Origin of the sequence: Ruminiclostridium cellobioparum DSM 1351 = ATCC 15832, from assembly GCF_000621505.1 — a bacterium.
Classification (GTDB): domain Bacteria; phylum Bacillota; class Clostridia; order Acetivibrionales; family DSM-1351; genus Ruminiclostridium; species Ruminiclostridium cellobioparum.
Map to the genome: position 1 here is coordinate 60,827 of NZ_JHYD01000025.1, position 19,367 is coordinate 80,193.

At 38.0% G+C, this 19,367-nt stretch carries 17 protein-coding genes; 1 reads left to right on the top strand and 16 read right to left on the bottom strand.

Features of this window, described 5'->3' with window-relative positions; all coding sequences use genetic code 11:
- Positions 1–3 precede the first annotated feature (3 nt).
- From T344_RS0110280 to T344_RS0110340, 13 genes are all read right to left on the bottom strand, one after another.
- Positions 4–1,305, bottom strand: coding sequence for an efflux RND transporter periplasmic adaptor subunit (locus T344_RS0110280; RefSeq protein ID WP_027628628.1), 1,302 nt, complete (start codon positions 1,303–1,305; stop codon positions 4–6).
- A gap of 20 nt (positions 1,306–1,325) precedes the next feature.
- Complete coding sequence (locus tag T344_RS0110285) at positions 1,326–2,219, bottom strand: carbohydrate ABC transporter permease (RefSeq protein ID WP_084331185.1); 894 nt, start codon at positions 2,217–2,219, stop codon at positions 1,326–1,328.
- A gap of 1 nt (position 2,220) precedes the next feature.
- On the bottom strand, positions 2,221–3,099 hold the full coding sequence (locus T344_RS0110290; RefSeq protein WP_027628630.1) for a carbohydrate ABC transporter permease: 879 nt from the start codon (positions 3,097–3,099) through the stop codon (positions 2,221–2,223).
- Between the two features lie 193 nt (positions 3,100–3,292).
- Entirely contained in the window at positions 3,293–3,454 is a 162-nt protein-coding gene (locus tag T344_RS30990; RefSeq protein ID WP_154669438.1) for a hypothetical protein, read from the bottom strand.
- Between the two features lie 49 nt (positions 3,455–3,503).
- On the bottom strand, positions 3,504–4,634 hold the full coding sequence (locus T344_RS0110300) for an ABC transporter substrate-binding protein (RefSeq protein ID WP_154669439.1): 1,131 nt from the start codon (positions 4,632–4,634) through the stop codon (positions 3,504–3,506).
- 111 nt (positions 4,635–4,745) lie between these two features.
- The gene (locus T344_RS0110305; RefSeq protein WP_027628632.1) at positions 4,746–6,014 is read right to left on the bottom strand and encodes an ABC transporter substrate-binding protein; all 1,269 of its coding nucleotides are present in this window, start codon (positions 6,012–6,014) and stop codon (positions 4,746–4,748) included.
- A 205-nt stretch (positions 6,015–6,219) separates the two neighbouring features.
- Positions 6,220–6,498 carry a phosphopantetheine-binding protein gene (locus T344_RS27995; RefSeq protein WP_034861073.1) on the bottom strand — a complete coding sequence of 93 codons (279 nt, stop codon included), beginning with the start codon at positions 6,496–6,498 and terminating at the stop codon, positions 6,220–6,222.
- A gap of 20 nt (positions 6,499–6,518) precedes the next feature.
- Positions 6,519–7,622 carry a TIGR04066 family peptide maturation system protein gene (locus T344_RS0110315; protein WP_027628633.1) on the bottom strand — a complete coding sequence of 368 codons (1,104 nt, stop codon included), beginning with the start codon at positions 7,620–7,622 and terminating at the stop codon, positions 6,519–6,521.
- Positions 7,591–9,051, bottom strand: a complete 1,461-nt coding sequence (gene ccpM, locus T344_RS0110320; protein ID WP_027628634.1) for a Cys-rich peptide radical SAM maturase CcpM — start codon at positions 9,049–9,051, stop codon at positions 7,591–7,593. The genes T344_RS0110315 and ccpM overlap by 32 nt, the downstream gene beginning before the upstream one ends.
- A gap of 108 nt (positions 9,052–9,159) precedes the next feature.
- Positions 9,160–9,375, bottom strand: coding sequence for a CLI_3235 family bacteriocin precursor (locus T344_RS31920; RefSeq protein WP_084331187.1), 216 nt, complete (start codon positions 9,373–9,375; stop codon positions 9,160–9,162).
- 1,021 nt (positions 9,376–10,396) lie between these two features.
- Positions 10,397–10,633, bottom strand: a complete 237-nt coding sequence (locus tag T344_RS0110330) for a hypothetical protein (protein ID WP_027628635.1) — start codon at positions 10,631–10,633, stop codon at positions 10,397–10,399.
- A 199-nt stretch (positions 10,634–10,832) separates the two neighbouring features.
- Entirely contained in the window at positions 10,833–13,700 is a 2,868-nt protein-coding gene (uvrA, locus tag T344_RS0110335; protein WP_027628636.1) for an excinuclease ABC subunit UvrA, read from the bottom strand.
- 53 nt (positions 13,701–13,753) lie between these two features.
- The gene (locus T344_RS0110340) at positions 13,754–14,668 is read right to left on the bottom strand and encodes a nucleotidyltransferase (RefSeq protein WP_027628637.1); all 915 of its coding nucleotides are present in this window, start codon (positions 14,666–14,668) and stop codon (positions 13,754–13,756) included.
- A 202-nt stretch (positions 14,669–14,870) separates the two neighbouring features.
- Between T344_RS0110340 and T344_RS0110345 the strand changes: the two genes are divergently transcribed.
- Positions 14,871–15,761, top strand: coding sequence for an AraC family transcriptional regulator (locus tag T344_RS0110345; protein WP_027628638.1), 891 nt, complete (start codon positions 14,871–14,873; stop codon positions 15,759–15,761).
- A 24-nt stretch (positions 15,762–15,785) separates the two neighbouring features.
- On the opposite strand, the gene T344_RS0110350 is transcribed toward T344_RS0110345, so the two are convergent.
- From T344_RS0110350 to T344_RS0110360, 3 genes are all read right to left on the bottom strand, one after another.
- Positions 15,786–17,033: a S8 family peptidase gene (locus tag T344_RS0110350; protein WP_034861077.1), complete on the bottom strand. Its 1,248-nt coding sequence runs from the start codon at positions 17,031–17,033 to the stop codon at positions 15,786–15,788.
- A gap of 214 nt (positions 17,034–17,247) precedes the next feature.
- Positions 17,248–18,288: an NAD-dependent epimerase/dehydratase family protein gene (locus T344_RS0110355; protein ID WP_027628640.1), complete on the bottom strand. Its 1,041-nt coding sequence runs from the start codon at positions 18,286–18,288 to the stop codon at positions 17,248–17,250.
- Between the two features lie 14 nt (positions 18,289–18,302).
- Positions 18,303–19,343: an alpha-ketoacid dehydrogenase subunit beta gene (locus T344_RS0110360; protein ID WP_027628641.1), complete on the bottom strand. Its 1,041-nt coding sequence runs from the start codon at positions 19,341–19,343 to the stop codon at positions 18,303–18,305.
- Positions 19,344–19,367: the final 24 nt, after the last annotated feature.

Sequence of the window (19,367 nt, forward strand, 5' to 3'; positions counted from 1 at the left end):
CATTCACCTCAACTTAACCTGGAGTCCGTCAGAAAGTGCTTTGGAGCTAAACACAACTATCTTTTCATCACCTGCAAAACCATTCAGTGATACGGCACTGTATAAGTCGGCCTCCTCCTGCACTGTGATTTCCACTTTTTGAACATTAGTTTCGGTCCCCAATACGCCTTTTCTTTCCTTTAAAAGGAATACGTATTTTCTTCCGCCTTCGTCCACTATACTGCTGTTTGGAACAAGGGTTTTGTACTGCCGGCTTTCCCTTCTGACTTTGACATCAACCTTCTGGCCTATTTTAAGGTTTTCCTTGGAATTCTCAAGGTAAGAGGTAAATTGATACTTGCCTTGTTCGGTCAGATATTTTTTGTCCTTTACTTTTCCGTTGAAATTAAAATTTTCATCAGCTTCTCCCGAAATCTCAACAGTATCGTTTATCTCAACCTCACCGGCAGGTTTGGTCTCCAGCGTCCACCTCACAGCCAGGCCCGATTCTTTTTTTACTATCTCGAACAATACCTGCCCGCTGCCTGTAACAGAGCCTTTTTCGATGGATATGCTTTTTATGGTGCCTCCGACAGGCGCCTTTATAATTCCATCCATGGGAATGTTATTTTTCATCTTCTGAAGCTCAAGCTTTCCAACCTCGAGTTCGGATTCTTTTTCCGCTATATTGATGCCATAGCTTTCTCCTGCTTTTTTGATCTCGGTTTCTTTCTGGGATAAAGTCCTTTGCTTTTCATTATATTCGCGGTTTGCCGCATCCAGCTTATCCTGGGCATCATTTACCTCCTGCAGCGAAACGGCATCAACAGCATAGAGCTCCTTTTGGTCATCCAGGTTTTTCTGGGCCTTTTGCACAGCCTTCAGTGCGGCCTCGCAGTCATTCCTGTACTGCTCCATATCCGCTTCCTGAAAGCCGTTTTTATATCTCTTGAGTTCATTTTCCAGCTTCTGCACATTCAGCTCGGCCTTCTTTATGTCAAGCTGAAGGTCCCTGCTGTCAATTACGGCAAGCTCTTCCCCCGGCGCTACCTCCTGTTCTTCCTCCACCTTTATATCCCTGACCTTCCATGTTCCATAAGCATAAACGGCTTCGGTGCCCACAGGGAAAATCTCTCCTTCGGCGGTTATTTCATTGGTGAGGGTCCCCGAGGAAGCAGTATCACATTCTACGGTTGGCAGCAGAAAATTATTTATCGTGCTTGAAAAAAAGGTTAGCAGGATTATGACACATATGAAGGCAACCGCAGTCCTTCTGATTATTTTTTTTCTTTTTAATAATTGACTCTCTGTCTGAATATTATCCATTATATCCTCCAAAAAAGTTGTCATTTGATACCGGACAGTTCGATCCCCTCAATAAAATAATTCTCCCCATATAAAAAGATCAGCAGGGTGGGGAACATATACAATATTCCGCAGGCAAAGGCAATACCGATATCTTCGCTGTTTATTCTGGACAGGAATATTGACAGCGGATGCATGGTTTCATCCTTTAGAAATACCAGCGGCTGCTCAACCATATTCCAGTTGTCAATGAAGACAAGTATGGCCAGTGAGGCTATTGCGCCCTTGCATTGCGGCAGCAGAATTGAGGTAAGGGATTTCCAGTAGCCTGCTCCGTCAATTTTGGCAGCCTCGCAATAATCGTCGGGTATATTTATCATAAACTGTCTTAATAGGAATACCCCAAAGGTGGAAAAGACCCCCGGCAGGATAATGGACCAATAGGAACCTATCAGGTTGGTCCTGTCCAGGATGATATAGTTGGGTACAAGGGTTACCTGATACGGCATCATCATTACAATAATATATATGTAGAAAATCTTGTCACTGAACGGGAATTTCAGCTTGGCAAAGGCGTATGCCGCCATTGTTGCTACCACAATCTGTCCCAGCATTATGGGCACAGTGACCATAACTGAATTCCAGAACATAAAGAGGAACCTGGGTTTCCGCAGCAGCACGTTGTAATATTGCATGAAGCTTACTTTTTCAGGTATCAGGCTGAAGGTTATCCCGGGAGTCCTCCCTTCCTCCACGGCCGCCCCGCTGACCGCGCTGTAGTTCTCCATTACCTCGCTGCTTGACATGAAGGAATTTGCAAGCATATACACTACCGGAAACAGCAGTGCTGCAGAAATACAAAGCATTATTATGTACTTTACCAGACTCTTCAGTTTAATTCCCGATCCGGCTAAAAAATTCTCCATAGTTTTCATGTTAAATGCTCCTTCCAAATCTGGCTTCAATTTTGAAAACAATAAATACCAGTAATGCTATTACGACTGCCATAATGAGGGCCGCTGTTGTAAGCCTTTGATAGGAAAGGTTCATAAAGTTGTTATTCATAAAATGCTGGAGCATGTAAATTTTAAGACTTGGATAGCTCCCTGCGAGCAGATAGGCCTCTCTGAACACCTTGAAGGAGTTTACGATTGACATCATTAATACGAAAAAACCCGTTGGTATGAGAAAAGGTATGGTAATGTTTTTTATGCAGGCCAAGGGGCCGGCCCCGTCCATACGTGCCGATTCATAATATTCCTTTGGTATATTGCTGAGACCCGCCAGAAATAATATTACGTTGTAGCCGCAATTTTTCCACAGGTACAGAAGCACCAGCACCCACATGGACTGATCACTTTTTATCCAGTCTATATTCCCGGCAAACCCGAATTTTATAAGGATACTGTTTATTACCCCATATTCATTGAAAAGAATATTCCAAACAAGAATTACAGATGCCACAGGTATTACCAGCGGCAGTATAAAAAAGCTTCTAAATACCGGAAGTCCCTTGATACGACTGTTTAAAAGCAAGGACAGCAGAAATGAAAGGATAATTATAGCCGGAACGCTTATGGCATTAAATATGATTGTGTTTTTGGATGCCAGTAAAAAAGAATTGCTGTGAAACAGATCTATAAAATTCTGAAATCCTACAAATTCAATCCCGCCTATTCCCTGTGTAAAACAGTAGTATATGCTGATTGCAAAGGGTATTGCAAAGAACAGGGCAAAACCCGCCAGGCTGGGAAGTGCAAAAATAAAGCCTGCTATGGATTGTCTTGTTTTAAGTTTTGTTTGTAACACTGTCATTTCCTACCTCATCTTTGGTAAACAAGCTTTTTATCCAAACAAATATTTTTACCATAATAATTATATAATACTACAACAGGGATATCTACGCTTTTATTCAAGTATTTGTAAACTTTTGATGAATAGCGGTTATTAATCGAACGTTTTGTTCAGGAAGGCCGCAAGTAGTAATTATATTAAAAGCAAAACATAATCACTCATTCAGATAAATGGTTATTCTATCGTCAATAGTTTTTGCTGTACCGCCGGCTGATTTATTTCCATTAAGAAATTCAGGCAACTCTTCTTCAATAATTTTATATACTTCGTTTTCATATAACTTACCGCTGCCGACATTTGCCCTTATTTTATCCATACGGTGTGCCAACTGCTCAGTCAAGGGAATATTCCCTAAAACAGTATTACTATTTACTTAAGCAAAATTTTTTATCTAGATTATAGGCACTTTCACTTACCGGAGTATACCAATTTGGGTCATCCTTTCCGGCCTGCTGTTGGTATTCATCTGAAAGCAGCAGCTTTATAAATGCAAAAGCATCCGGTTTGCTTTTACATTTTGCATTTATACTTAACAAATAATAGGGCCACACGGTGTTGACATCTCCTTTGTTCCATGTTGGAAATGCAAATATTCTCACCTCCTGCTTATTAAAAAGTCTGGTGATTTGATTATATGCTTCATAAAGGGAATACGGACTATATATCCCTGCAGTATTCACCATCACAACGGTACCATTTTTTAATAATTCGGTATAAGAATATTTGCTTGAAATCCTGCCTGGACAAATTGCCGGATAAATATCCTTATAAAAATTTAGTACTTCAATAAACTCCTTTGAAGCATATGACGTTTTTTTCTTGTCATAGTCTATAAACGGATTTCCCAAAGAACAAAGGAATTGCGTAAAACTAAGGCTGTTAATAAAATACTTACCTTTGGATTTGTTGTCAGCAATGAATTTTTTCACTATCTCGGCAACATTATTCCACATCAAATTGTTTTCATCAAGTTTAATATTATTTTTATTTAATATCTCTTGGGTAGTAAGAAAGCCTGAATTAACGTAATTAATTGGAATAAGATATCTTTTCCCCGCATAGACACCGTAATCCAGAATTTTTTCGTTGTAATCCGACAGTTTGAAATCCCTATCTTCTGTAATAAGTTTGTTTATGTCATAAAATACTCCGTTTGAAACAACTTTGTTTGTATTGCTTAACATATCAAGTCTGTTTACAATAATATCCGGCCCATTCCCTGATAAAAGACCGGTAGTATTTTTGTTCTTAAACTCCTGAATGTCGGAAAATACTTTAGCTTCAATTTTTGCATTTGAGTTTACTTTATTATACTTATCCACCGCATTTAATAGGGTTTTGTCAGAATCCATCAAGTAAATAGTCAACTGAGACTTTGAAGAGTTTGTACTATTATTCTGCTCTGAACAGGAGATAAGGTTTATCGAAAATACCATTATTAATAAAATAATGTTTATTTTCTTTACCCGGACATTCATATTATGTTGAAAATGCAAAATATTCCAACCTCCTCCGCCTTGGCCCAAAAATTTACCTTGCCTGACAATGTACTTTTTTATATGTTACAAACTACTAAGTCGATTCTTACCGGAGCTTTTTGTTAAGCCTTATTCATTCAAAAATAATAACACTTTTTCATTTATTGCTTTTGCAGTCTGCTCGGCACTTTTACTTCCGTTTAAGAAATTTATCATTTCATCATTAATAATTGTTAAAACACTTTGGTCTATAAAATTGCAAGTATTAACCTTTTCAGGTATATCTTCTAAAATTCTTGCCAAATCTTCCGGTATCGCTTTACTTTTATAGGTTTTATCATCTGCAGGATTTTTTATATCTTTGCCCCGTTTTTCCTCACTTGAATAGTAAGCTATAATTTCCCTATATGCTTCTTTATTTACAGGAGCACTTGAAATTACAGTATCTTTTTGAATTTCTTTTGACAAAACATATTTTATAAATTCAAATGCTTCTTCTGGATGCTTACATTTATTACTTATTGCAGTGAATTTTTTAACATATGCGGAATAATTACCATTATGTTGGGATGATGGATAAGGGTATATTTTTATATCTGAATTAAGAACATTTTTCCCAAAATTATACTCCGTCCAAAAAAATTCAGGATTGGTAGAATATGTTTGTAGTAAAATGAGTGCATTATCCTTTACCATTCCCCAGTATAACCCCCTGTATTTCATAGCATATTCTGGAGGACAAATTGTAGGAATTATATCTCTATAATTTTTTAGTAAGTTAATAAATTCATCCGAATTAAAATTTGCCTTTTTAGATTTGTAGTCCACAAAGCTTTTGCCGTAGCTTTCGAAAATAGTTTGAAAATCCATTGGAACAAAAAAATACTTTCCTTTATTATTATTTATAAACTGTAATGAAATTTTTGAAAGCATTTCCCAAGAAAAATTTTTATTATCTATGTTGATATTATTGCTCTTTAAGATATTATCAAATCCGTAAAAAATATGTACATCAAAATTTGTCGGCAAAATATATCTTTTACCATCTATTACACCACAATTTAGTACTTCTTCGTAATAATCATCCAACCTAAATTCTTTATCTTTTTTAATCAGTTTATTTAAGTCATAGAATGTCTTATTTTGGATCGTTTTGTAAATGGAAGGGAATATGTCTGTATTATCGCAGAATAAATCAGGACCACCACCCGCCATTAAATCAGCAGTTAATTTCTCTGAGTATTCCTTGTTTATATATAAAGGAATATCATCTATCATAAGTTTTATATTTTTATTTTTAGCATTAAATTTATCAATTGCATTATGTGTAGTTTGATCGTTTACACGAACACTTACTTCGAGCTCGATTTTTTCATTTTGCCTCTTATTATCGATCACTTCATTAGTTTCACAACTACTAAACGTAATCATAGGGATAATTAAAAGAAGTAGATAATGTTTTCTCATAATTGTACTTATATACCTGCATTAAAACGCATTAGTATAATCCTCCACTCTATCAATTTAATAGTACCTTTTTTATAATCCATTCTTTGTTTTAAACTTGGACTGTTATAGCTAAATTGTTTAATATTTATGACATTTAAACATTTTGAATTGTTTCTTCTCTATTTTTTTTCAATTGTCTATCAATCAGATTAATCATCCTATTTAATGTTTTAAACTCTCCACTAACTATATCCTTCTCAGGTATTGTAATATTAAATTCGCGTTCAATATCAAAAAACAGGTAAACGAGATCCCTTGGCTCAATGCCAAATTGTCCACTAAGCATATCAGTATTAAAATCTACTAGAGATATATCAAGTCCTAACCTTTCTTCAAAAATACGGTTTAAAATTAAGTAATCTACAGATTTCATATTCTAACTCCTTTAAATAACTAATTTGTAAACAAAGAATACTCTCCATAATAACTAAGTTTATCTATTATGGAAGTAGCAATTTCCTTAGAATCATTGCTATTGAATATATTAAATAGCGGGATTTTTAAGTCTTTATAATTTTTTAGCTTCTTATCGATAAAACTTGGATCTATGGTCAAGTATTCCAGTTCAGTGAACTCACCCGCATTTGGCCAATGGCACTGCACATTTGACAAATTAAAGCAGTCGATTTCATATCCAAATTTATACTTTAATGCAGTCGAAATTTTTTTAAAATATTCTGGTTTGTAGTTTTCATAAAAAGAGCTTACCAATACAAAATCCGGTGTTAATGCTTGAGAAACTTCGTAGGCAATAATACCAAAATTGTGAGTATATTCATTATTTAATTTCATTGTACCTCCAGGAATGCCAATAATAATTAAATCTGGTGACTCTTCTATTTCTATTTCTTTTATAAATCTGTTAAAGCTAATAATCTTTTCTGCTTCACTAATCGATTTATCAAACATAAAGTTAGGGAATGAATGGAATCCCATTAGTTCACAATATTTTCGTGATCCGACCTGAGCAACTTTATATCCTAAACGTTTGATTTCTTCTCTAATACTTAACTGTATTTCGAACTTACATGTTCTTTCACCCATTCCCATTACAAATACTACAGGAGTACCTATTCTATATAGATTCTCTTTGAAAATTAAATAACTTTTTTGTTCACGATTTATACAACTTTGATAATGAACACCGTATTCTTTACATAATTCAGAAATAATATCATTTCTTTTATCATCTATATCCATTACAGATATAATGTTTTTCTTATGTTTTATTGCTTCTAAAATTTTCGAAAATATAAATTCATTGTAGTCAATACTTAGCAAATTATCACAAATTAATACCGTGTCACAACATTCTAATAATAATTTAAATTTATCCATTTTTTGAATATCTATTTTCCCTTTATTGAAACTACAATAATTGTCCTTATGCCCAAATGTAATTCCACCTATAATCTCAAACTTGTCCAATAATGAATAGTGATTTAAAAGCGGAATAATTTCAAAACTATAAGGAAATATCAACAGTTTTTCTCTCATTTTGTCCTCCTATAAATCTATTAAACTCATATTTCATTTGCTTTAGCATACATATATCTTTCAGTCTATCTTCAGCAAATTTCATAGTGCCATTGCACTTACTTATTTTTTCATATTTTGACAATCCATTTACTGAATCAGCCATCGCAGCACATGATCCACAGAACCTAAATGCCCAGCAGTTTTTACACTTATCTTCGCTTAATTTGCCGATGTTTAATATTTCACGAATATTATCATAATTAAAACCATCAAAGACATTACCAATTTTCATTATTTCCGATGTCTCACTCACTCTTTCACAAGGAAAAAGGGTTCCCTGCGTATCAACAAATAACCTTTGTGATCCAGGAATACAAGGTCCTCCATGATGAGCTTTTTCAGGTAATTTTTCAGTTACTTTAAGTTGTGCATAGGTTTTCTCTAATGAAATAAAATATGTCCTTACAAGTTTTGAAACATAACTTTGATCCAATCTTCCAAGTTTAGATAAAAACAGTTTAAATATTTCATATCTGTAATTATTTATAAACGTCTGGTCATTTTTCACCAGATCTTTCTTTAAATTAGGATTTATTTCTGATGCTAAAACCACTGCTTCTTTAACTAAATCAAAATCTTTAAAAAAATTGTCAACACAACAAAATTCATTTTCCTGATCAAGTACTGCATTAAAGCATATATTTTTATAATAATCAGGATATTTTTGTTTGATTAAATTTACATTACTCATTACAATTTCGAATGTGCTATCACTTGTACAAGCAAATTTTCTATTTCTATCTTGTACCTCTTTTGGCCCATCTAAACTTATCACCAAATATACATCGTTTTCTTCAAACAACTGTATAATACTTTCATTAAGTAGTGTACCGTTTGTAGTTATTGTAAAAGATAACTTCTTGCCATAGGAATTTTGTTTAGCATATTTGATACATTTTCTCATTAATTCTTTTTCTAACAATGGCTCTCCACCATAAAACCCGATATTTATTTCTTTATTATCTCCAGAATGTTCGAGTAAAAAATCTATACTTCGCTTGGCAATTTCAAAATCCATTCTACTTTTTGTATGTGTTCTATTATAGTAGCCTCCTGAATATGCACAATAGCTACAATTTAGATTACAGTTTTGTGTAAGCTGCAATGTTATCTTCTGAATTTTACTATTTAAATAATATTCTATAAGTTCATCTGCAGGATGTAAAATTTCTTTTATTTTATTTGAGGAAAAAAATCCATCATTTTTCATTTTTGCTAAAAGATCAACTATATAATTGTTTTCTACATTATCTAATGATGTTTGATCTCCTACCAACAGCTTTATAAGTTCATTCTGCCCTTTTAAAATAACATTCCTATTTACATCATATATATAATCTTTGCCACCAACTCTAAATGTATGAATAAATGGTTTATGGCTATACATGCCTATTTCCACCTTCCACAATGTTAATAAAAGGAAAAATTGAATCAACCTAGCTTTTTAGTTGATTCAATTTTTTCCTAACTACATATGTAATATTATTTGTTACATCTAACCGACAGAGGCAACACTTCCACTATACGATGATGAATCTGAGTGATTATCAGTTCTAGAAATTGATAAGCTGCCATAAAACCAACTTTGAACAGATCCATAAGCATCACATGAACCAGAACAATCACAAGAACATCCACAATAGGAACATGAAGTACAATAAGCTTCTACTGTCTCCATCTGGAATTCTAGCTTTTTACCTAGACTTTTCATTTTTTTCACCACACCTTCGTATTTTTTATGGTTCAAAAGCTCGCGAATTTCTTTTGAACATTATTTATTTGAATTTCCATCAGGCTTTCCGCGGTTACCTATCAAGAAATCAAATACTCCCCCTCGTTTAGCAAAAGAATCTTATTTGTTCTCTTAAAGATATCTGGTCTATGACTTACTAAAATTGCTTAGCTGATTAAAACTAAAGTAAACATAATAAGTGATAATCTTAATACAATATCAAAATCTGCTATAAGCAATCTTTTATCCATAATCCCCCCTACTGAGACAGTTTAAATAATCTTGTAAAAATTGTTTTAGCTTCAGTATTAAGTAACATTTTACCCTCATGTTAAAAATATTGTAAAACTTTTCGTAATACCGAAAATACTTTATTTAGTAGTTAATGAATTATGCTCTTTTTTATATAAAACCGTTTATATTGGATAGTGTTTCGCCAAAAAGATAAATATTTCGTGAAAGTTTCAGTTAAAATATTTTTATTTCAATCATATTTTTGCTTTCTTTGAATTATTCTACACCAATATATCCCAGATATCAACCATTTTTGGTATTTTTTATCAATTTGCTTTTGCATTAAAAATTCTTCTTAAAGTTATAAACAGTTTTTAACTTATTGTAACCCAAATGAAATTCAACCTAGTACTATAATTCATTGATTAGGCTTTCGCAAGGACGAACGAACTGGGCCTTTTAAATTACTACTTGCTTAAGATTTATAAAAATGGTGTGAATTTTATAAATGGATTGTTGTTATTCAATCCAAAAATAATATTTGCCTGACTCCAAGTAAGCATCTCAGCTATCAGGGCCTTTTACAAAGTTATGAATTATGGAGTATGCCTAGATCTTCCGCTTCAACCTATATAAATTACATATGGATGGCTGTAACATTTTTACCTTATTTATGAATTTTATTTAATAATTTTAAATATTCTCTTTTTCTTTATAATTTTTATTTGTCAAGGTTTAATTCTATACTTTACAAATATAATTAACTTTAAATTGTGTATATTTTCAGCATTAGCTGGTATATTTCATAAGCCGCTATTCCCAGGATGGCCAGCAGTGCGGCAAAAGCATAAATTCCCCATGCGGTATGGGTATTCAGGGGATTTATTTTCTTCTTTTCTTCCTCAAACAGCCTTTTGCTCTTCTCCCTGCGTTCCCACCAATTATAGATGCAGAAACACATCAGCAGGAGCAGCACAAACAATATTAAAATCAGCTTTCCCATATGTCCCTCACAGATAAATATTCTTTTCCCGCCGTAAATAACAGCCGGGTTACATCACCGATGCCATATCCTGATATTCTGCCGCGGTTTGGCAACCCGGCAGGATATCAGGCCTTACTAACATTTTACAATACTCTTTTGAATTAGTATACACTATAAATAATTCGCTGTGCCGGATAATCACTCCTCAACTTTGCAGCTATAAAACTTCCTTCAAAAATCTGCCTGTATGTGAGGTTTTCACGTTAGCCACCTGTTCAGGAGTTCCTTCGGCCACGACCATACCTCCGCCGCTGCCGCCCTCAGGGCCCATATCGATAATGTAGTCGGCAGATTTTATAACATCCAGATGGTGTTCGATGACCAATACGGTATGGCCGTTATCAACAAGTTTAATAAGGCAGTCTATAAGTTTCCGGATATCTGACAGATGCAGCCCCGTCGTGGGCTCGTCCAGAATATACAGATTATGCGCACCCCTCTTTATCTTTGACAGCTCGTATGCCAGCTTTACTCTCTGAGCCTCCCCGCCCGACAGAGTTGTGGAGCTCTGCCCAAGCGTCATATACCCCAGGCCGAGTTCGTTTATGATATTCAATTTATGCCTCAGGTATTTTTCGTCCTTGAAGAATTCCAATGCCTCTTCGGCTGTCATATCCAGTACATCCGCAATACTCTTCTGTTTGTATTTTATCTCCAGTCCTTCATCGGAAAAACGTCTTCCTTTACAAACAGGGCATATGGTTTCAATATCGGCCATAAACTGAAGGTTTGTCACAATGATCCCGTCCCCGGCACAGTGTTCGCACCTGGTGCCGTTGGCATGGGTCAGACTGAAGTCAATTTCGCTGTAGCCCCTGTGTATTGCCTCAGGCTGGTTTGCAAAGATCTCACGTATCTTGTCATAAATGCCTATATAAGTTGCAGGATTTGATTTGCTGTTCTTGCCTATGGGAGACTGGTCAATATTGATGACATTGTTTAACAGTTCGGTTCCAAACAAGAAGTCATGCTCTCCGGCAACTATCCTGGCACCAGTTTTGTTGATTTTCAGCTGCTTATACAATATTTCGTTTATAAGCGAACTTTTCCCCGAACCCGAAACTCCCGTAATACAAATAAAAACCCCCAGCGGTATGTCAATATCCACATCTTTAAGATTATTTTCACGGGCTCCCTGTATGGACAGGAAATTATCACCCAGGTTTCTCCGATGAGCTGGTACAGGTATGGATGTCGACCCCGACAAATACTTTCCTGTTACCGAAGCCTGCTCTCTCATAATATCTTCAACCGTACCTGAAGCTACGATATTGCCTCCATGAACACCCGGGCCGGGTCCGATTTCAATTATATGGTCAGCACTCTTTATGGTGTCCATATCATGCTCGACCACAATTACGGTGTTTCCGATATCCCTCAGCTTTTTCATGGTGTCGATTACTCTCTGGGAATCCCTGGGGTGAAGCCCTATGCTGGGTTCATCCATTACATACAGCATGCCCATCAGTTCACTGCTGATCTGTGTGGACATTTTGATTCTCTGCATTTCTCCGCCCGAAACACTGTCACTTCTCCTGGCAAGACTTATATAGTGCAGGCCGATATCTATCAGCAGTTCAAGTCTGGAGCTGATCTCCCTGATAACGGATTCCGCAATTTCCCGTATATCCTCTTCAAAGGTCAGTGACTTGAGAAAATCCAGCAGTTCCGGCAGCTGCATCCTGCTCAGCTGGTCAATATTCCTACCCCCTACGGTTATGTGGAGTCTTTGCCTTTTGAGTCTGGCTCCGTTGCATTCCGGACAGATTTTTTCTATCATGCATTCCTTTATAAAGGTGGGTTCAAAGGCTTCACTTGTTGAGGTTTTCCTTATATAGTGCCTGTACCAGCTCTCCAATTCATGGACGAAACCTGCAAAAGGCCTGGCTCTTCCGGTTATCCAGTTTCTCTTCTGGGAGTACGGAGGCTGCAGCATTTCAACAGGCTCTCCCTTTGAACCGTAGAAAAGAAGTTCATGAATTTCCTTGGGAAGATCCCTGAAGGGAATATCCAGACTGAAATTATATTTTTGGGACAGGCTGTACATTACTACCGAGCGATAACTGTCCTTGTTGCCGGGACTGTACACCGTATTTCTGAGAGCCCCCCTGTTCAAGCTTTTTTCAGGAGAAACAATCAAAAACCTCGGTTCAACCACATAGGACATTCCCACCCCAAGACAGGTGTGGCATGCACTTGCAGGCGTATTGAAGGAAAAATGGAAGGGCTGCATTTCACACAGTATGTGGTGGTGCTCGGGGCAGCCGAAACCGGTATAGAATTCCCTGCCGGCATTTCCCTCCACCTCCACTTTCAGCATAATGTCCTCATCAAGGGCAAGCATGGCCGCCTCAATGGATTTTGTCAATTGAATATATGTATCGTTTTTCAAAGTGAACCTGTCTATTACCAGTTCAATCTTATACTCCACATTTTCATCAAGTTCTCTTTTATCGGCCAATGAAAAAGGCTCTCCGTCGACCAGCAAATTCTTAAAGCCTTTCTCTCTGAGCTGGTGGAAAGTATAATCATAGTCCTCTCCATAAATCTTATATACCGGTGCTCTCAGTTCAACAACCGTACCCGCAGGCAAAGTTGAAATATGTTCCGCTATCTGGGCGGCAGACAATTGTTTGAGCTGATGCCCGCATTCAGGACACTTCCCCACCCCGGCAGCCGAAAACAGAAGCCTCATATAGTCATTGATGTCTGTAACAGTACCCACTGTCGACCGTGGATTGTTATTGCTCTTTTTTTGTTCAATGGCAATAACCGGAGACAATCCCCTCACATAATCCACCTTTGCCTTTTTTAATTGGCTTATACGGCTCTTTGCGAAATTGGATATGGAATCCAGAAACCTTCTCTGACCTTCACCGTATATAACATCAAAAGCCAGAGAGGACTTACCCGATCCGGATACTCCTGTTATGACGGTCAGCTTGTCCCTGGGGATATCAACAGATATATTTTTCAGGTTATTCTGTTTTGCCCCCGATATTTCAATATGTGTTCTGATAGGCATTCTTTATCTCCTTTCATCTTCCAAAAAATAGTTATCAACCCATGACAGCCGCGTTACGGCACCAGCAAAAATCCCTGTTCCTCCACTGCCAGCTTGCTTTTAGGAGTTATCCGTATAGTCTGGGACACCCTTTCAATTACGCCCTTATCGGCAAGATAGTCAAATACATCAATTATATAATGACTATCTACATGAAAATGCTTTGCAATGAGAGTGCTGGTTTTTATTTCATTATCACCCATAAATTCAATAACGGGTTTTTGTATGATGTCCAGCTTGCTCATAAGATATCCGTCAATTTTATCGATGGCCGCTTTTAGTTCTTCAATGCTGTAGCAGCGGGACATGGCCTCCTGATAAAATGTCTTAAGCAGGTCTGGATTAAGTGCCGCCGCTTTCTGTATGGATTCGCGGGAAGCCGGAATACCGGCCAGGCACAGCTCCATGTTTGCAATAACTTCTGCCGCCTTCAGGATATAATACTGGGTATAAAGAGGATCTTCCCTGGCCGTAAGCCACTTTTGACACTTGTCATAGATGCCTATGAGTTCACCTGCCATATAAAATACCGACAGCGCAATATCGTCACTTCCCATAACCTTGATATCCTCAAAAAAGTCATATAAACTTTCATCTGTGGTGTAGACAATTTTCCCCTTCGAAAAATATGCCTGCATGAAAGACCCTCCGATATTTCGTTCCATGTATCTTCTAAAGGAGCTTCTGACAGTAATGTAAACATTAATTGTAATGCCGTCCTCAATGATGGAATAGCTGTCGTTTTTCAGATTTTGGTCACGTACTACCAGAGTCATGTCGATATCACTTTTTTCCCATATCATATCGTAAGCCAGACTTCCGCTGACAATCACCGCGATGACATTGGGATCACCCTTGATTTTTTCAACAAAGCTGTCCACAGCTCCGTTATATCTTTCCTTTAGTTCGGCCTGACGTTTCTCATCCATGTTCGGACTCCCTTCACTAGTAGCCTGTAACATCTAAATTCATATTTAGATGTTACAGGCTACCAGGCTTTTATAAATAAATGGTTGTTGTTAAAAAAAGGTTATTGTATGATTATACTTAATCCCATTTGCAAAAACAGGACAAAAATTGCGGAGGTTAATGGGACGATTCCTTTGTCTCATTGGGGAAATGGAGGCTGATTTGGACAATCACTTGCTGGAGTTAATAAAAGAAACCACCGGATTCATAGAAAATAATCTTCTGGAACCGTTAAACCTAGATAATATATCAGAAAACGTCAATGTCTCCAAGTTCCATCTTCTAAGAATATGGAAGGGTGCCACTTTCACAGGTTTAATGGAATATGTCCGCAGGAGAAGGATCGCCCAGTCCCTGAGTGACTTGATCCATGAAAGAAACAGCATAGAATTCATTTCATCAAAATACTCCTTCGGCAGCGAACGTACCTACAACAGGGTGTTTAAGGAAGAGTTCGGCATAACTCCGGCAAAATGGCGCAAAAATCCCTGTCCCCTGGAAATTCTGGACAGGTTTAATGCGGATTTTATGAATTGTGCCGGAGAAGGGCTTGTCTTTCTCCGTTCAATAACCGTGCTGCCCGCCTTTTCAATTGCAGGTCTGGAATACAGGGTTGAAGTGGAGGATAATGCGGTCAATCAGACAGCAAACAAGCTGGGTGTGGATTTCTTTTACAATCACAGGCTCAGAGTCTTTAATCCGGTGGAAAAAGATGTATATATCGGCCTTACAACTGTTCCGCCCCATGCGGAAGGGTATACCTTTTATCAGCCCTCGGTAGGGATTGATCAGAGCAGCATTGTTCCTCCCGATATGAAAATAAGGAATATCCAACCGCACAAATACGGAGTTTTCACATACATGGGCCCCCACAGGCCGGAAGACATCTCTTCAAAGACTTTATCAGGAATATGGGAATATATTTTTACCACATGGATGCCCAATGTGGATTTTAATCTTAAACAGAAGTTCCGTTTTGAACGGATAAATTACGCAAAATGCAGCAAGCAGTATAGTGAATGTGATTTATATTATCCCATTTCCTACATATAGCCTGTATTCAATCTTTAATTCTGATTAATCTTTGTTTGCGTCAGTTTCATAATCGTACTCGTGTTTGGCAAATAAACCTGTAATGTAAGAATACAATCCGTCTATTTCCAAATCACCTTGCAGAGCAAATGTCCTGGTCTCATTAGAGCTTTTAATTTCAATTTTTAAGTTTTCATAAACATTTATATTAATATCAGTTTCAAAATTGCCTTCCATATCATTTATGCAATTCTGTTTATGCTGATTTGCCATATCAACCGATACAAGCATAATATCCGGATCAAAAACATTAAATATCCTCTGTAGTGCCCCGGTTATAAAATCACCTTTATTTTCAATAAAACTGCTGATGTTTATGTACCCGGCGCAATAATCCTGCGCTGTCTTTCCTTCAAAAATACTTATTGCATTGTACCCGTCCTTCCTGAATGCATCGGTAAGCTTTCTGCCCAAATACTCGGATTCCTTTCCGCAATAATTATACAGTGCAATAACCGGAGCATCCATATTTCTGTCCACCATGCTGTAAGAGGTATGATTGCAGGGCAGGGATTCCTCCCTCTCAATCCTGTCAGTAAGTATTGATGCTTTCCTTAATTTTTCTCTAATATCAGGCAATAAAATATCGGGATTATTTCTAATAATTTCGTACACCAAAGCAGTAATGAGAGGTGCGGCATAGCTGTTACACATGGAAGTGGTTTTGCTTTCACCGTTAAATTTCTTCAGTTTGTGACATCCATTAGCAGTTATCTCTATTCCGTCAGGTGCCTTCTGATTGTAAATATATTCTTTTTCCCCAAGCTTATCCTGACAGTCGCACCTGACTCCTATAACATCTCCCAGTGAAGCCGGACAGGTAAAAATATTTCTGTTATTACAGGCGGCAACTATTACAACACCTTTTTCACGAGCATAGCTCACAGACTCTCTTATTTCATTAAAATCCCTGTAATCTATAGTTCCAAGGCTGAGATTTACCAGCCTTATACCATTGTCTGCGCACCATTTCAAAGCTTTGATCAATTGAGCCTTCATTCCCGTATGTGATTCACCATCTAAAATCTTTATACTGGACAGAACCGTCTCAGGAGCATATTTATTAATTATAGCGGCACAGGTGGTCCCGTGTGACGTCATAAAGGGGTCATAATCAACCCTTTCACATATTTTCAATTCAGGTGTCACCTGTATGTTATGTTTAAGCTTGCCTATTTTATACAGCTTTTCATTTACACCGTCGTCAATAATTGCTATATGTGTTTTATACATATCCAAACGTATCCTTTTCCTTATTTACATTTAGTAGTTATTCAAATATTACTGATTCAATTAAAAATCTTATGTAAAGCAATGTGGTTTTCGTTGAGCTTTATTCAATAATATATTATATTAATTATACAATTTCTATTAAATTTGTAAACCGATACCATGAAATTAATAAAAGCCCGAAACCTGTTCTTCCAGCGGTTAAGGGCTCCTTTTATCAAAAATTGTAGTTTCTGCGGTTCCATTCGATTGTCCTCATTAGCCCTTCACTCATCGGCTTGAAGTTATCCAATCCGAACTCCGAACATATCCTCTCTATACACAGCTCCACATGCTGAGGAGAAACCTTTACCTTTTCGGCAAAGTTGTATTCGGAGTTCTCCACAGAAAGCTTGCTCCCGGTGATGGCGCATATCTCTTCCGCAAGCTTTCGAATGGTGATGCTTTCCTTTCCGCCTACGTTGTAAACCAGCTGAGTGCCGTACAGCATAACATTGAGCAGCATTAGTACGCAATCGGCAATATAGCAGAATGTTCTGACCTTGCTGCCGCTGTCCATCATAATGATTTCCTTTTTGTTGAGAGCCTGCCTTATAAACTGGGTTAAAACACGTTCATCATTGGCACTGACCCCGGGGCCATAGGTCATTGATATCCTGGCTATCTTCGCATTGACATTTTCATAGTTCTTATATGCAAAGCAAAGAGTTTCCCCGATCCGCTTGGCCTCCGAGTATATGGATCTGATGTTCACGGGTGAGCACAGTCCTGGGAACTCCTCACGGGTGGGTATGTTATCCGCATCAGGCTCCCCGTACACTTCCGATGAACTCATATACAGAAAATCCGCATTGTTTACCCTGGCCTTCTGAAGCAGCTTTTCTGCAACCACCGTATTCAAATGTATTGTATCCAGATAATTTCTTAGAAATTTGCCAGGCTGTGCATATGTGGCCCCATGAATGATATAGTCGGCTTTCTGCAGCATATCCAGCGAGTCGGGCAAATTCAGATCCAGCGGATGAAATCTGTAATTACTGTCAAACACTTCGCTTAAGGCCTTATTGGGAGTGCTTCTGCTGACGGCCTCAATATTTATGCCTGTGCCGTTTACCACATTGGAGATATGAAGCATATATATGAGATAGGTGCCTATGAGGCCGTTAGCCCCTGTTATGAGCACTGTTTTTCCCTTGAGAGGTGTTAAATCAATTCGTGTAATATATTCCCTGCAGTCCTGTTCCATATATTTATCCAAAGCGTGTTCCCCCTTTATTTCAGAATCCCCCTGACTGCGTCGCATATGGTCTCGGAATCCGGATAATATGCCTTTTCCAGTACATCACTGGTGGGCGTCGGACAATCCGGACAGCAAACTCTGACAATAGGCTCCTTCAAATAGTTCAATGCCTTTTCAGAAACGATTGCAGCTATCTCTGAGGCTGCCCCTCCGGTTCTTGGGCCGGTGTCGGTTATTATTAGCCTGCCGGTCTTTGCCAGGGATTCAAAAATGACTTCCTCATCAATAGGCTTGATGGTTCTAAGGTCAATGACCTCGGCCGATATATTTTCCGCCTCAAGCTTCCTGGCAGCCTTCAGTGCTTCGATAACCATATAGGATATGGCCACTATGGTTACGCTGCTGCCCTTTTTTCTTACCGCACCCTTTCCGAAAGGTATGGAATAAAGAGTATCGGGGACCTTACCCATGGTTTTATACAACCACCTGTGTTCTACAAAAAGGACCGGGTTGTCATCAATTATGCTTGAGATCATTAGTCCCTTGGCATCATATGGCGTTGCGGGCACAGCTATTTTTAGTCCGGGCACATTCATAAGCATACCCTGGATACACTGGGAATGCTGTGCACCCGATCCCCAGCCTCTGGCGCTGATAGTGCGGACCACCAGCGGCACGCTGACCGCTCCTCCCGTCATATAACTCCACTTTGCCGCATGATTTACCAGCTGATCAAAGGACAGCAGCAGGAAATCCATGCGGGCATGCACCAGGACAGGCCTCAGCCCGGCCATGGCAGCACCGGCGGCAATGCCTGTCAGAGAGTTCTCGGCAATGGGTGTATCAAATACCCGGTGTCTTCCGTACTTTTCATGCAAGCCCTTTGTTGTACCAAAGACCCCTGAGACATCATCAATGCCTTCTCCCATGATGAAAACCCGGGAATCCCTGTCCATGGATTGATCCAGAGCCTCGTAAAGCGCATCCTTATATGATATGATCCTTCCGGACTGTGATTCATCGTCTATAATAAATTTATCCTGCTTTTCAACCTCAATTGTCGTCCAGGGCATTATAAGACCTCCTAACTATGATAT

Excerpts from the sequence above, each read along its gene's own strand:
- T344_RS27995 (WP_034861073.1), bottom strand. The coding sequence starts at position 6,498 with ATGAAATCTGTAGATTACTTAATTTTAAACCGTATTTTTGAAGAAAGG.
- T344_RS0110315 (WP_027628633.1), bottom strand. The coding sequence starts at position 7,622 with ATGAGAGAAAAACTGTTGATATTTCCTTATAGTTTTGAAATTATTCCG.
- T344_RS0110280 (WP_027628628.1), bottom strand. The coding sequence starts at position 1,305 with ATGGATAATATTCAGACAGAGAGTCAATTATTAAAAAGAAAAAAAATA.
- T344_RS30990 (WP_154669438.1), bottom strand. The coding sequence starts at position 3,454 with ATGGATAAAATAAGGGCAAATGTCGGCAGCGGTAAGTTATATGAAAAC.
- T344_RS0110350 (WP_034861077.1), bottom strand. The coding sequence starts at position 17,033 with ATGTATAAAACACATATAGCAATTATTGACGACGGTGTAAATGAAAAG.
- T344_RS0110285 (WP_084331185.1), bottom strand. The coding sequence starts at position 2,219 with ATGAAAACTATGGAGAATTTTTTAGCCGGATCGGGAATTAAACTGAAG.
- uvrA (WP_027628636.1), bottom strand. The coding sequence starts at position 13,700 with ATGCCTATCAGAACACATATTGAAATATCGGGGGCAAAACAGAATAAC.
- ccpM (WP_027628634.1), bottom strand. The coding sequence starts at position 9,051 with ATGTATAGCCATAAACCATTTATTCATACATTTAGAGTTGGTGGCAAA.
- T344_RS0110290 (WP_027628630.1), bottom strand. The coding sequence starts at position 3,099 with ATGACAGTGTTACAAACAAAACTTAAAACAAGACAATCCATAGCAGGC.
- T344_RS0110340 (WP_027628637.1), bottom strand. The coding sequence starts at position 14,668 with ATGGATGAGAAACGTCAGGCCGAACTAAAGGAAAGATATAACGGAGCT.
- T344_RS0110330 (WP_027628635.1), bottom strand. The coding sequence starts at position 10,633 with ATGGGAAAGCTGATTTTAATATTGTTTGTGCTGCTCCTGCTGATGTGT.
- T344_RS31920 (WP_084331187.1), bottom strand. The coding sequence starts at position 9,375 with ATGAAAAGTCTAGGTAAAAAGCTAGAATTCCAGATGGAGACAGTAGAA.
- T344_RS0110360 (WP_027628641.1), bottom strand. The coding sequence starts at position 19,343 with ATGCCCTGGACGACAATTGAGGTTGAAAAGCAGGATAAATTTATTATA.